General features: G+C 61.5%; 12 protein-coding genes and 1 riboswitch. Of the genes, 2 read left to right on the plus strand and 10 right to left on the minus strand.

The window, feature by feature from the left end:
- Positions 1–7: 7 nt before the first annotated feature.
- The 7 genes from Q8X48_RS03825 to Q8X48_RS03855 form a co-directional block, all read right to left on the minus strand.
- Entirely contained in the window at positions 8–532 is a 525-nt protein-coding gene (locus tag Q8X48_RS03825; RefSeq protein WP_015093213.1) for a retropepsin-like aspartic protease family protein, read from the minus strand.
- Complete coding sequence (locus Q8X48_RS03830; RefSeq protein ID WP_407799718.1) at positions 529–1518, minus strand: esterase-like activity of phytase family protein; 990 nt, start codon at positions 1516–1518, stop codon at positions 529–531. Before Q8X48_RS03830 ends, Q8X48_RS03825 begins: the two co-directional genes overlap by 4 nt.
- Positions 1518–3422 (minus strand): DNA topoisomerase IV subunit B, encoded by a 1905-nt coding sequence (gene parE / locus Q8X48_RS03835; RefSeq protein WP_007977465.1) that lies wholly within the window; start codon positions 3420–3422, stop codon positions 1518–1520. The genes Q8X48_RS03830 and parE overlap by 1 nt, the downstream gene beginning before the upstream one ends.
- A gap of 50 nt (positions 3423–3472) precedes the next feature.
- The gene (locus Q8X48_RS03840) at positions 3473–4081 is read right to left on the minus strand and encodes a YqiA/YcfP family alpha/beta fold hydrolase (RefSeq protein WP_407799720.1); all 609 of its coding nucleotides are present in this window, start codon (positions 4079–4081) and stop codon (positions 3473–3475) included.
- A gap of 223 nt (positions 4082–4304) precedes the next feature.
- Positions 4305–5120 (minus strand): 3',5'-cyclic-AMP phosphodiesterase, encoded by an 816-nt coding sequence (gene cpdA, locus Q8X48_RS03845; RefSeq protein WP_407799722.1) that lies wholly within the window; start codon positions 5118–5120, stop codon positions 4305–4307.
- A 112-nt stretch (positions 5121–5232) separates the two neighbouring features.
- Positions 5233–5685: a DUF1249 domain-containing protein gene (locus Q8X48_RS03850; protein ID WP_007977461.1), complete on the minus strand. Its 453-nt coding sequence runs from the start codon at positions 5683–5685 to the stop codon at positions 5233–5235.
- Positions 5676–6293 carry an NUDIX domain-containing protein gene (locus Q8X48_RS03855; protein ID WP_015093209.1) on the minus strand — a complete coding sequence of 206 codons (618 nt, stop codon included), beginning with the start codon at positions 6291–6293 and terminating at the stop codon, positions 5676–5678. The genes Q8X48_RS03850 and Q8X48_RS03855 overlap by 10 nt, the downstream gene beginning before the upstream one ends.
- A gap of 224 nt (positions 6294–6517) precedes the next feature.
- On the opposite strand from Q8X48_RS03855, the gene Q8X48_RS03860 reads away from it, so the two are divergent.
- Positions 6518–7264, plus strand: coding sequence for an RsiV family protein (locus Q8X48_RS03860; protein WP_407799725.1), 747 nt, complete (start codon positions 6518–6520; stop codon positions 7262–7264).
- Here Q8X48_RS03860 and cytX read toward each other — a convergent pair.
- Positions 7233–8525: a putative hydroxymethylpyrimidine transporter CytX gene (cytX, locus tag Q8X48_RS03865; RefSeq protein WP_407799727.1), complete on the minus strand. Its 1293-nt coding sequence runs from the start codon at positions 8523–8525 to the stop codon at positions 7233–7235. The genes Q8X48_RS03860 and cytX overlap by 32 nt on opposite strands.
- Positions 8526–8677: 152 nt before the next feature.
- The gene (gene thiC, locus Q8X48_RS03870; protein WP_007977453.1) at positions 8678–10567 is read right to left on the minus strand and encodes a phosphomethylpyrimidine synthase ThiC; all 1890 of its coding nucleotides are present in this window, start codon (positions 10565–10567) and stop codon (positions 8678–8680) included.
- Between the two features lie 150 nt (positions 10568–10717).
- A riboswitch (TPP riboswitch) is annotated at positions 10718–10823 on the minus strand.
- A gap of 205 nt (positions 10824–11028) precedes the next feature.
- On the opposite strand from thiC, the gene Q8X48_RS03875 reads away from it, so the two are divergent.
- Positions 11029–12468: a TolC family outer membrane protein gene (locus tag Q8X48_RS03875; protein WP_015093205.1), complete on the plus strand. Its 1440-nt coding sequence runs from the start codon at positions 11029–11031 to the stop codon at positions 12466–12468.
- Between the two features lie 81 nt (positions 12469–12549).
- On the opposite strand, the gene waaA is transcribed toward Q8X48_RS03875, so the two are convergent.
- Positions 12550–13827, minus strand: a complete 1278-nt coding sequence (gene waaA, locus Q8X48_RS03880; protein WP_407799730.1) for a lipid IV(A) 3-deoxy-D-manno-octulosonic acid transferase — start codon at positions 13825–13827, stop codon at positions 12550–12552.
- Positions 13828–13831: the final 4 nt, after the last annotated feature.

The raw sequence follows: 13831 nt of genomic DNA on the forward strand, positions 1-13831 counted from the left end.
GCGGGCCTCATCGGTTCGTTGTCTGGCGCAGCAGCATGGTGCCACCGCGCTGGGTAAATTCAAGTTTGTTCAGTGCGCTCATGCCGAGCAACACCTGATCGCCATGCAGCCCTGGGGCCACCAGTGCGCGCACATCCAGCAGCACGATGTCGCCCAGTTGCAGCCGTTCAATACGGGTGCGATAGCCCTGGCTCAGGCCATTGGCCGTGCTCAGGGTCACGCCGAATCCTTCTTCGAGCTTCAAACGCTTGGCCAGGTCCGCCGGAATCGACACATCGGTCGCCCCGGTATCAAGCATGAAGTCCACCGGCTGGCCATTGATCTGGCCGCTGGCAACGAAATGCCCCTGCACATTGCTGACCAGTTTCACCTCGATGAAACCTTCGCCCTGCTCCGAGCTGACCACCACGTTCGGATTTTGCTGCCGCGCTTCCCACTGGGCGAAAAACCGTGTGGCCAGAAACAGCGCTGCGCACCAGGCCAGCACCATAAACACCCGGCCGATGCGCTGCCCCGGCGTTTGCTGCCTCACAGCCTGGCACTCCAGCCACCGTCCGGTACCGCGAAGCGCCAGACCACCGGACGCACTTCACCATCGGCGCGCGCACCGAAGTTATTGTCGACACCGATCCACGCGCCATCAGCATCCACGATCAACGCTTCTTCCAACCCGTAGTCCTGTGGATAACGACGGTTTTCCTGCAACAACTCGGCGGCGTACGACCAGCAGCGCTCGACCCTGGCCGTCTGCGGGTCCCGGCGACAAATCTGATAGGCGTTGCGTTCAAGGGTGAACAGCTTGCCGTTGAACAGCGACAGGTCAGAGAAATCCCGCGAGACAGCTCTGGCGCGGGGAAACTGCTCGGGTTGCATTTCCATGCCCGCCTCGCTCAGCAGCACGCAGCCACCGTCGCAATCCCACAACGTCTGCTTGCGTTTGATCATCAGCAGTCCGCGGCCTTTACGCTCGGCGGCGAGCCACATCTGATCGCCCGCCGGATTGACCGCCAGCCCTTCAAACAGCGCATTGAATTGCAACAACAGACCTCTGGCCCGCGCCTCGCGAACCATCATCGGCGAAATTTTCAGCCAGGTAGCAGGCCCCGTTGGCGGCACTTGCAAGACAGCGGCATGGCCTTCGCTGACGATGTAGCGATTGCCGGCGCTGTCGCAAGTGATGCCTTCGAAGTCCAGATCGCCGCCACGCACGAACGAAGCCCCCCAGACACGAGACTTCAGCCCCCAGGGCAAACCGCTGTCAGGCACCGGCGGTACATCAATGTGCACCGTTTGTGCCTGCCACACGGATTCGCGGGTATCGAGGCGGTAGATCTGATCATCGTCGCGGTCGGAAACTGCCCACAGGTCATTGCCGCACTGCGCCAGCCCGGACAGGTTGCCACCGGGCATGCCGTCGACGACATGCCCGGACAACAGGCGCAGCTGTGGCGCCGGCTCGGCAGATACCGTAATCGACGTCAGCAGCAACGCACAGGCCAGGGCAAAGCCCAGACGCATCAGCCCAGCACCTCGGCCAGGTTGCCCTTGGACTCCAGCCAGGTCTTGCGGTCGCCAGCGCGTTTCTTCGCCAGCAGCATGTCCATCATTTCCGAGGTCGCCTCGAAATCTTCCAGGGTCAACTGCACCAGACGCCGAGTGTTCGGGTCCATGGTGGTTTCACGCAGCTGCGGCGGGTTCATTTCACCCAGGCCCTTGAATCGGGTGACCTGTGGTTTGCCGCGTTTCTTCTCGGCCACCAGGCGATCGAGGATGCCGTCGCGTTCGGCTTCATCCAGGGCGTAGTAGATTTCCTTGCCCAGGTCGATGCGGTACAGCGGCGGCATGGCCACGTAGACGTGACCGGCATCCACCAGCGGGCGGAAGTGCTGGACGAACAAGGCGCACAGCAAGGTCGCGATGTGCAGACCGTCGGAGTCGGCGTCGGCGAGGATGCAGATCTTGCCGTAGCGCAACTGGCTCATGTCGGCAGCGCCCGGATCGACACCGATCGCCACGGCGATGTTGTGCACTTCCTGACTGGCCAGCACTTCGCTGCCGTCGACTTCCCAGGTGTTGAGGATCTTGCCGCGCAACGGCAGGATCGCCTGGAATTCTTTGTCCCGCGCCTGCTTGGCCGAGCCGCCGGCGGAATCACCTTCCACCAGGAACAGCTCGGAACGCATCGGGTCCTGCCCGGCACAGTCGGCCAGCTTGCCCGGCAGCGCCGGGCCTTGGGTAATGCGTTTGCGCTCGACCTTCTTGCTGGCCTTGAGGCGACGGCCGGCGTTGTTGATCGCCAGTTCCGCCAGCAACATCCCGGTTTCCGGGTGGGCGTTGAGCCACAGGCTGAACGCATCCTTGACCACACCGGAAACAAACGCCGCCGCTTCTCGGGACGACAGGCGCTCCTTTGTCTGGCCGGAGAACTGCGGCTCCTGCATTTTCATCGACAGTACGAAGGCAATGCGCTCCCAGACGTCTTCCGGCGCCAGCTTCACGCCGCGCGGCAGCAGGCTGCGGAATTCGCAGAACTCGCGCATGGCGTCGAGCAGGCCTTGGCGCAAGCCGTTGACGTGGGTACCGCCCTGGGCGGTCGGGATCAGGTTGACGTAGCTTTCCTGTACCGCGTCGCCACCTTCTGGCAGCCACAGCAGAGCCCAATCGACCGCTTCCTTATTACCGGCCAGGCTGCCGCAGAACGGCTCGTCCGGCAGGCGCTCGAATTCGCTGACCGCATCCACCAGATAGGAACGCAGGCCGTCTTCGTAATGCCATTCGACTTTCTCGCCGGTGGCCTTGTCTTCAAAGCTGACCAGCAGCCCCGGGCACAATACGGCCTTGGCCTTGAGCACGTGCTTGAGGCGGCTGATGGAGAATTTCGGGGAGTCGAAGTATTTCGGATCCGGTGCGAAGAACACACTGGTGCCGGTGTTGCGTTTGCCAACAGTGCCAACGATCTCCAGTTCGGTGGCCTTGTAGCCATCCTTGAAGGTCATCTGGTACTCGTTGCCGTCACGCTTGACCCGCACCCGCACTTCGGTGGACAAGGCGTTGACCACGGAAATACCCACCCCGTGCAAACCGCCGGAGAACTGGTAGTTCTTGTTGGAAAACTTGCCACCGGCATGAAGCTTGGTGAGGATCAACTCGACGCCCGAAACACCTTCCTCGGGGTGAATGTCCACCGGCATGCCACGGCCGTCATCGCTGACTTCCAGCGAATGGTCGGCATGCAGGATCACCTGTACCGATGAGGCATGCCCGGCCAGGGCTTCGTCGACACTGTTGTCGATGACTTCCTGGGCAAGGTGGTTCGGCCGACTGGTGTCGGTGTACATGCCGGGGCGTTTGCGCACCGGGTCGAGGCCCGAGAGGACTTCGATGGCGTCGGCGTTATAAGAGCTAGCGCTGGGAGTGGCCATGGGGTCTCGTCGTCAGTGTTCGGTGAAAAAAGAATTCATGGGGCTATCGCTCACAATGCGGTGAAATCGATTGCCTGATACAAATCGGCGCCGATGCCGGCAAAACTCAACATGGCCGGCAGTCGCGTGGCAAAACCCTGGAAACTGTGGTCGCCACCGGCCTGGATACGCAAGGCGCATGCCCGGTAATACTGCTGGGCGAGACGATAGTCCAACGTTTCGTCAGCTGTCTGCAACCATACCTGATAACGCTGCGGATCCCGGGGTGCCGGCACTTCCAGCTCGGCCAGGGCCGTCACGTGGTCGTGGGTCAATTCCCAGGCCTCTTCGGTATACAGGTTTTTCTGCGTCCCCAGATAGCCGTCGAACATCCGGTGCGGGCTGACGGCAGGGTTGATCAACAGGGCTTTCAAGCCATGGCGCTCGGCCAGGTGAGTGGCATAGTAGCCGCCGAGCGAGCTGCCGACCAGCAATGGCCGTCCCAGTTGGGCGATCGCCTGCTCCAGCTGCTCGATAGCCTGGCGCGGGTGGTGGTGCAATGCCGGAACGCGCAACTGTTCGCTCAGGCCCAGACGCTCCATCACCTCGACCAACTGGCAGGCCTTCTTCGACAACGGCGAGCTGTTGAAGCCGTGGATGTAAAGGATCGAACCGGACATTTGAGTTCCCTGTGCGTCGGCTAAAAAGCCGCAGTTTACTGTAGGAGCGAGCTTGCTCGCGATGGTCGTCAACGATAACGGTGAAAACCTGGCGCCCCGCGGCGCTCTCAGGCTTATCGCGAGCAAGCTCGCTCCTACAGGGGATTTGTGACCGACGCAGGTCAAATGTGGGAGCGGGCTTGCTCGCGAAGGCCGCGCCCCGGTTTTCCAGAAAAATGAAAAATCAGTAGCCGTTGGAACCGTAATCCACAGTGAAATCGAACCCGGTGACCCGCTCCACACCGGTTTCCAGCCTCCCATCGGGCAGCAGTCGCAACCAGCGATAGCCCGGTGCCTGTTCGCCGACCTTGAAATCCTCGCTGCCCGGCTCGAACTGGATACAGGTCGAGGGTGAGGCGATCAAACGTACGCCGTTGCGCCTCTGATCGATTTCCTGGTGCACATGCCCCCACAACACCGCGCGCACCTGTTCGAAACGGTCCAGCACGGCGAACAGCGCCTCGGGATTGCGCAAGCCAATCGGTTCCATCCAGGCACAACCGATGGACACCGGGTGATGGTGGAAGCACACCAGATGATGGCGTTCCGGTGCTTCGCTCAGCGAGCGGGCGAGCAACTGCAGCTGTTCATCCTGCAAATATCCCGGCACCGAGCCCGGCACCGCCGAATCGAGCATCGTGACCCGCCAGTTGCCGATATCCACCACTGGTTCGAGCAAAGCACTCTGCACCGCCGCCGCAGCCATGATCTGCGGCTCATCGTGATTGCCGGGAATCCAGCGCGCCGGCGCATCGAGTTGGCTCGTCATCTCGCGAAATTGCCGGTAGGACGCAAGCGTCCCGTCCTGGGACAGATCACCCGTGGCCAGGATCAGATTGATCTGCGGCTGTTGCGCGCGCACCAGCTCGATGACCTTTTGCAGACTGTCGCGGGTGTTCATGCCCAGCAACGCACCGTCCGCTTCGGCAAACAGGTGGCTGTCGGAGAGTTGCACCAGCAACGCCGGATCGGCGGTGGTCAATGTGGATACGCTCGGCAAGGCGTTCTCCCAAGGCGTGATCACGGGGATGGGTAAGTGCCGCAATTATGCTGGGGGACGGTCGAAAGGGGAAATCCGTGAACCTGACGCAGTTCACAACTGCGGCGCTCAGTTAACGGACGACTTCGTACTCATGCCCCAGCGCCAGGCAATGGCTCAGCCATTCGCCCAGAAACATGTTCAGCTGGGCCTTTTCGTCCGGCTGGTGCATCGAGGCGTTCGGGTAAGGATAGATGCCGCGAAAGCGTCGCGCATGTTCGGCGCTGACCACTTCGGCCATGCGCGCGTCGTGATAGACCTGCACTTCCAGTTGCGGCACCGGTAGCCACGGCAGGCTGTGTTCCTGGCGCACTTGCAGGGTCGTGGTGTAAGGACAGGTCAGCAATACCTCCAGGGCCAGCACACCGAGCATCTGGTCGCCATGGGTCACGGCGATGCGTCGCGCGGCAGGTTCGCTGCGCATGTCCGGCAGCAGTCGCATCAGGCGCGCGTAGTTCGCCTCGCAGGACGCTTGCAGCCCCACCAGGTCTACCCGATAGCGATCGCGCAGCTTGTTTACGACCATAACCCCCTCACTTCAACGCGGTTCAAAGCCAGCCATTGCAAGGCAATGATGCTCGCCGCGTTGGCAATACGCCCGTCGCGTACGGCTTGCAGGGCATCTTCGAAAGCCCAGACCGTGACGCGGATGTCTTCTGCCTCTTCCTCCAGCCCATGCAGGCCGCCAACCCCGGTAGTGTCACAACGCCCCAGGTACAAATGCACGAATTCGTTACTGCCGCCCGGCGATGGAAAATATTTGAGCATCGGCCAGAGCGCCCCGATTTCCAGCCCAGCTTCCTCCTGCGCTTCGCGGTGAGCAACTGCTTCCGGCACTTCATCCTTGTCGATCAGACCAGCGACCAGTTCGATCAGCCATGGGTTGTCGGTCTTGCCCATGGCGCCGACGCGAAACTGCTCGATCAGCACCACTTCATCGCGCTGCGGATCGTAAGGCAGCATGCAGACCGCATCATGGCGCACGAACACTTCACGATTGATCTCACGGCTCATGCCCCCGGCGAACAATTCGTGGCGCAAGTGCACGCGTTCGAGTTTGTAGAAGCCCTCGTAGCATTTTTCGCGCCGCACGATATCAACGGCGGTCGGAATGGCGTTGGCAAAATCCGTCATGATTATCCTCGTTACTGCAAATCCTGAACGAGGCTGCTTTTTTCCTGGGCCTCGACTTCGCGCCATCCTAACGCGCCCGTGATGTTTGATGCAGCCCCTTTCCCGTTAGCGGGATGGACGGTGAAGGCGAAACCCTCTCTAATTAGCTTAGTGGCGAACTGATTGCTTTGTTGAGAGTCGAAGCCGGTAACTTTTTGCCTTCCCCTGTTTCAGAAAGGACGCCCATGTCGCTTTTCAAAATCGCCTCCGTGGCCGCCATCGCCCTGACCCTGGGCGCTTGCGCGAGCCTGTTCCAGCCCAACTACCGGACGCCGCTGGAAACCACCCGCGATGCCTCCGAGCAACTCAAGCCCGGTTGCAGCAACCCGGATTGCCCGCTGGTCAACATCGACACCCTGCGCTTTCCGGACGAGCCTGCACTGGACGGCATCATCGAAAAGCGCCTGCTGCAAATGACCCGCACCACTCCCGACGCGCCGGTGGCACCGACCCTGGCGGCCTATCGCGAAGAATTCCTGCGCACCGCCGGCCCGCGCAACAGCAGCTATCTGCAAGCGAAGGTACGTGAGCAGCATGACGGCTTGGTGATCATCGAATTGTCCAGCTACCTGGACACCGGCGGCGCCCATGGCACGCCGGGGCGGGGCTTCATCAACTACTCGCGCCAGCAGCATAAAGTGCTGACGTTGTCCGACATGTTGGTGCCGGGGCAGGAAGACGCGTTCTGGAAGGCCGCGCAAGTGGCGCACAACAGCTGGCTGATCAGCACCAAGCTCGATCAGGAACCGGAGTTCGTGAAGAGCTGGCCGTTCCAGAAAACCCAGAACGTGGCGCTGACCTACGGCGGGGTGATCCTCAAGTACGAAACCAGCACCATTGCGCCTTACGCGCTGGGCCATGTCGAACTGAAGATCCCCTACCCTCGCCTGAACGGCATCATCAAGCCCGAGCTGTTTCCCGGCCGTAACTGAAGGCCCGGCCCAGCACCAGCTGCAGCAACCCTGCCAGGACCAGCGCCGGCAGGGTTGCACCCACGTCCGGATACAGGTTGGCGAGCAGATGGTAAGTGCTGATCCCGCCCAGCCAGGCCAGCAGCGCCGGCCAGCGCAGAGCGGCTGAAGCCACCTGGCCACTGCGCTTGCGCAGGATGAAATGGTCCACCAGCACTACGCCGAACAACGGCGCAAACACCGAACCGATCAGCAGCAGGAAGTTCTGGTACTGGGCCAATGGCGCCAGCAGGGCAATCAGCGTACAGATAACGCCGATGGCCAGGGCCAGATGCTCGACTTTGGCACGCAACAGAATCCCGCTGGACACCGCCGCCGAGTGAATATCGGCAAAGGCGTTTTCCGACTCATCCAGAAGAATCAGCAGCAGCGGAATCCCCAGGCCGGCCCCAGCCAGCGCCAGCAGCAAGGCATTGACTTCACCGCTCGGCGCAAACGCCAGGGTGTAGGCCACGCCCAGGCTCATCAGCCAGAAGTTACCGATGAAGAAACCGATGGCGGTGCCACCGAAGACGTTTTTCGCCCGCTTGCCGAAGCGCGAATAGTCGGCGATCAGCGGCAACCAGGAGAGCGGCATGGCAATGGCGATGTCGAAACCCACGGCAAACGGCATCGAACCATCACCGGCCTGGGTCCACAACGCGGCCAGGTCAGCCTTGGCGAACAGGTTCCAGGTCAGCCAGATGCACGCGGCCAGCAGCAGCCAGATGCCCCACTTGCGCAGGATCTGTCGGACGAAAGTCAGCGGACCACTGACCGCCAACAGGGTCGCCAGGCCGCCAAAGAACAGGGTCCAGAGCAGCGGATTCGACAACAGGCTGCCTTCGCTGAAGGCCTTCGCGCCCAACAGGCTGGCGGCATCGCGCATGACAATGATTTCGAACGAGCCCCAGCCGATCAGCTGCAGCAGGTTCAGCACCGCCGGCAGGCTCGCGCCTTTGGCACCGAGGCTGAGCTTGAGGGCGGCCATCGACGACAGGCCGGTGTCACTGCCAATCACCCCCACCGCCGCCAGCAGCAGAACGCCGACCAGGGTACCGAGGAAAATCGCCAGCAACGAACCCGACAGGCCCAGGCCCGGCGCGAGCAATGCACCGGTCTGCAACACCATCAGGCCGATGCCGAGGGAGAACCACAGGGAAAACAGATCGCGACCGCCGAACACACGTTTGTCGGTCGGCACCGCGATGTCGGGTGAATAAGTGCTGGGTTGAATGCTCAAGGGTGTTATCTCAGAGGGACATTTGTTGTTGTTAAGATCGCCATCGCGAGCAAGCTCGCTCCCACATTGGACCTGTGCCGTTCACAAATCCCCTGTGGGAGCGAGCTTGCTCGCGATGGCGGCAGTGCAAGCACCGCCGACCTCAGGTCAGATCAAACCTTCTTGTACAACTGACTGCCTTCCTGCTTGAAGCGCTCGGCCTGTTCGGCCATGCCTTGGGCGACGTCCACGTCGACCGCTTCGATCCGTTGGTTGGCCGCATACTCGCGGACTTCCTGGGTGATTTTCATCGAGCAGAACTTCGGCCCGCACATCGAGCAGAAGTGCGCGACCTTGGCCGAATCCTTCGGCAGGGTTTCGTCGTGATACGAACGCGCGGTGTCCGGATCGAGGCCCAGGTTGAACTGGTCTTCCCAGCGGAACTCGAAACGCGCCTTGCTCAAGGCATTGTCGCGGATCTGCGCACCCGGATGCCCCTTCGCCAGATCGGCGGCGTGCGCGGCGATCTTGTAGGTGATGATCCCGGTCTTCACGTCATCCTTGTTCGGCAGGCCCAGGTGCTCCTTCGGCGTCACGTAGCAGAGCATGGCGCAACCGAACCAGCCGATCATCGCCGCGCCGATGCCCGAGGTGATGTGGTCGTAGCCCGGCGCGATGTCGGTGGTCAGCGGACCGAGGGTGTAGAACGGCGCCTCATCGCAGCACTCCAGCTGCTTGTCCATGTTCTCCTTGATCAACTGCATCGGCACGTGGCCCGGGCCTTCGATCATGCACTGCACGTCGTGTTTCCAGGCAATTTTGGTCAGCTCGCCGAGGGTTTCCAGTTCGCCGAACTGCGCTTCGTCGTTGGCGTCGGCAATCGAGCCCGGACGCAGGCCATCGCCCAGCGAGAAGCTGACGTCGTAGGCCTTCATGATTTCGCAGATTTCGTCGAAATGGGTGTAGAGGAAGTTCTCTTTGTGGTGCGCCAGGCACCACTTGGCCATGATCGAGCCGCCACGGGACACGATGCCGGTCACGCGCTTGGCGGTCATCGGTACGTAGCGCAGCAACACCCCGGCGTGGATGGTGAAGTAGTCGACACCCTGCTCGGCCTGTTCGATCAGCGTGTCGCGGAACAGCTCCCAGGTCAGGTCTTCGGCCACGCCGTTGACCTTCTCCAGCGCCTGGTAGATCGGCACCGTACCGATCGGCACCGGTGAGTTGCGGATGATCCACTCACGGGTTTCGTGGATGTGCTTGCCGGTGGACAGGTCCATGACCGTGTCCGACCCCCAGCGAATGCCCCAGGTCAGTTTCGCCACTTCTTCTTCGATGGACGAACCCAGGGCGCTGTTGCCGATGTTGCCGTTGATCTTCACCAGGAAGTTACGGCCGATGATCATCGGTTCCAGTTCGGTGTGGTTGATGTTGGCCGGGATGATCGCGCGGCCGCGGGCGATTTCCTCTCGGACGAATTCAGGGGTGATTTCTTTCGGGATGCTCGCGCCGAAACTGTGGCCGGCGTGCTGTTGCTTCAACAGGCCGGCGGCGCGGGCCTCTTGCAGCTTCATGTTTTCGCGGATGGCGACGTATTCCATCTCGGCGGTGATGATGCCTTTGCGCGCGTAGTGCATCTGGCTGACGTTGGCCCCGGCCTTGGCGCGGCGCGGGTTGTTCACGTGGGCAAAGCGCAGTTTGGTCAGCTCTGGATCGGCAAGGCGCTCCTGACCGAAGTTCGAGCTCAGGCCACTCAGGCGCTCGGTGTCACCACGGTCGTCGATCCACGCCGAACGCACGTCACCCAGGCCTTTACGCACGTCAATCACCACGTTGGGATCGGTGTAGGGACCCGAGGTATCGTAGACAGTCACCGGGGCGTTGATTTCGCCACCGAAGTCAGTCGGCGTCACGTCCAGGGTGATTTCGCGCATCGGCACGCGGATGTCCGGGCGAGAGCCCTGGACGTAGACTTTTTGCGAACGGGTAAAAGGTTGAACCGACTGCTCATCGACCTTGGCCGACTCACTGAGGTTGATCGCGTTTTTTGCTTTTATGGTCATCACGGGCTCTCCAGACAGCATCCAGGCAGTGGATTGTCGGAGCAGAACCTGAAAGGCACGGACGCACCAGGACTGGTGCTGTGCGTCGTCACACGGGGAGCGCTCGATTGTCGAACAATTTCCCGGACGAAGCACAAGAGGACTCGCCGGGTGACGAGAAATCTTGTTCCCTACGCAGGCGCTAACCTGATCAGGTTCAACGGGATCCGAAATTATTCGATCTCAGCCTCATAGCAAGGCACCCCGACAAGAACCCGACCAGTCTAGACACAACTGGCAGAGAACGCCAACCCTCCGGCAAATACCATGATGAATGGCGTAATAACACGCAGTATCAGGATTGTTGCCACCCCATTGCGCAACTACACTCGCTACGCTGAGCCGCGCATTGACGCTGTCGAAGCAGAGCCTTAGCCTTGGCGCTCAAATTACCTTTGTAATATCAATTCTAGGGATCGTCTATGCTGCGCAAACTCTCACTGGCCCTTGCCGTGTCTTGTGCGTCCAACGGATTGGCCTGGGCAGCAGATGCGCCCTTATCGAACAAGAACGACCTCGTCAGCGTTTATCAGGAAGCCGTCAACAACAACGCCGATCTGGCGGCTGCCATCGCCCAATATGGCGCGCAGAAGGAAGTCGTCCCCCAGGCCCGCGCCGGACTGCTGCCGAACCTCTCGGGCGGCGCCAATGTTTCCGAGGTGCGGACCTCGCTCGATCAACCTTCGGGCACGTCCAACCGCGATGCCCATTCCTACCAGGCCACTTTGGCGCAGCCGCTGTTCCGGGCAGACCGCTGGTTCCAGTTCCAGGCCGCCAAGGAAGTCAACGAACAGGCCGCCCTGCAACTCTCGGCGACCGAGCAGAACCTGATCCTGCAAACCGCCGACAGCTATTTCAACGTGCTGCGCACCCAGGACAACCTGGCCTCGACCAAGGCCGAAGAAGCGGCGTTCAAGCGCCAGCTCGATCAATCCAATGAGCGTTTCGATGTCGGCCTCTCGGACAAGACCGACGTATTGAACTCACAGGCCAGCTACGACACCGCACGCGCCAACCGCATCGTTGCGCAGCGCCAGGTGGACGACGCCTTTGAAGCATTGATCACCCTGACCAACCGTCAGTACAACTCGATCTGGGGCATCAGCCATAACCTGCCGATCCTGCCGCCAGTGCCGAACGACGCCAAGGCCTGGGTCGAAACCGCGGGCAGGCAAAACCTCAATCTGTTGGCCAGCAACTATGCCGTCAGCGCCGCCGAGCAAACCCTCAAGCAACGCAAGTCCGGGCACTTGCCAACGGTTGACGCGATCGCCAAGTACGAGAAAGGCGACAACGATGCACTGGGCTTCAGCAACCCGAACAACCTGCCCCAGGCGTACGGTGGCGACGTCGATCAAACCACCGTCGGCCTGCAACTGAACATCCCGATCTACAGCGGTGGCCTGATCAACTCCCAGGTGCGCCAGTCGTATGCACAACTGGACCAGACCGAGCAGCAACGCGAAGCGCTGCGCCGCAGCATCGTGGAAAACACCCGCGACCTGCACCGCGCGGTGAACACCGATGTCGAGCAGGTACAGGCGCGCAAGCAATCGATCATCTCCAACCAGAGTGCGGTGGAAGCGACTGAAATCGGCTATCAGGTGGGGACGCGAAACATCGTCGACGTGCTGGATGCGCAGCGCTCGCTCTACAACTCGGTGCGCGACTACAACAACACCCGCTACGACTACATCCTCGACAACCTGCGCCTGAAGCAACAGGCCGGCACGTTGAATCCGGGGGACCTGCAAAACCTCGCACGCTGGCTCAATCCCAACTACAACCCGGACAAGGATTTCCTGCCACCGGATCTGGCCAAGGCTGCAGAGGAACAGTTGAAGGCGCGACCGGAGCAGTAAAAAAAGCTTCGCGAGCAGGCTCGCTCCCACAGTGTTTCGAGTGTGGGAGCGAGCCTGCTCGCGAATGAATACGACTTGGTCTTAGCGCTCGATCAACCGCCCCAATCCATCCAGCAAGCGCTGCAACGCCCCCTGATTGGCGCGCATCACCTTCAACCCGGCCTCTGCCATGCGCTGTGCATCACGCGGCAGTTCGAACAGCCGCTGCACCGCCACCGCCAGCCCTTCGGCATCCTCCACTTCCTGCAACGCCCCGGCACTGCGCAACTGCGCAGCGATTTCGAGGAAGTTGAAAAGATGCGGCCCGCTCAGCACCGGTTTGGCGAGGGCTGCCGGCTCCAGCAGATTATGCCCGCCGTTCGGCACCAGGCTGCCGCCGACGAAAGCACTGTCAGCCAGGGCGTAGAGAAACAGCAACTCGCCCATGGTGTCGCCCAGCAACACGGAAGTATCGGCACAAACCGCGTCGCCACTGGAGCGCCGGACGGTGGCAAACCCTTGTTGCTGGCACAGCCCGTACACCGAATTGAAGCGTTCCGGATGACGCGGTACCAGAATCAGCAACGCATCGGGGTGACTGACCAGCAACTGACGATGAGCCGCCAGCACGACCTCGTCTTCGCCATCATGGGTACTGGCCGCGATCCACACCGGTCGCTCCAGCGCCTGCCATTGCCCGCGCAACTGGCTGGCACGATCAAGCAGTTGCGGGTCGATGGTCAGGTCGAACTTGATCGAACCGGTGACCTCGACGGTTTCCGCCCGCGCGCCCAGATCACGGAAACGCTGGGCTTCGGCCTCGGTCTGCACCGCGAACAGGCTCATCTCGGCCAGCATCGGCTGGGTCAGATTGCGGAAGCGGCCATAGCCCCTGGCCGAGCGCTCGGACAGTCGTGCGTTGGCCAGCGCCACGGGAATCCCGCGTTTGGCACATTGATGGATATGGTTGGGCCACAGCTCGGTTTCCATGATCACCGCCAGTTTCGGCCGGACCCGATCAAGGAAGCGCCGGGCGGCGCACGGTAAATCGTACGGCAGATAGCAGTGCTGGATGCGCGGCTCATTGGCAAACAGGGCCAGGATGCGTTCCGAACCGGTCGGCGTCATGCAGGTCACGGTGATCGGCAGATTCGGGTAACGCGCCAGCAAGGCGCGGATCATCGGCGCGGCAGCAATGCTTTCGCCCACCGACACCGCATGCACCCAGATGCCGCCCGGTTTCATCGCCGGCATCCCGTAGGAGAAGCGCTCGCCGATGCGCCTGGCATACGCCGGCGCCTTGCGCGCGCGCAGCCAAAGCCGAATCGCTACCAGTGGCAGCCCCAGATAAAACAGCGCGGTGTAGAGAGTTCTATTCATGGCG

It is taken from the genome of Pseudomonas sp. QLc11A (assembly GCF_052112305.1).
Lineage (GTDB): Bacteria > Pseudomonadota > Gammaproteobacteria > Pseudomonadales > Pseudomonadaceae > Aquipseudomonas > Aquipseudomonas laurylsulfatiphila.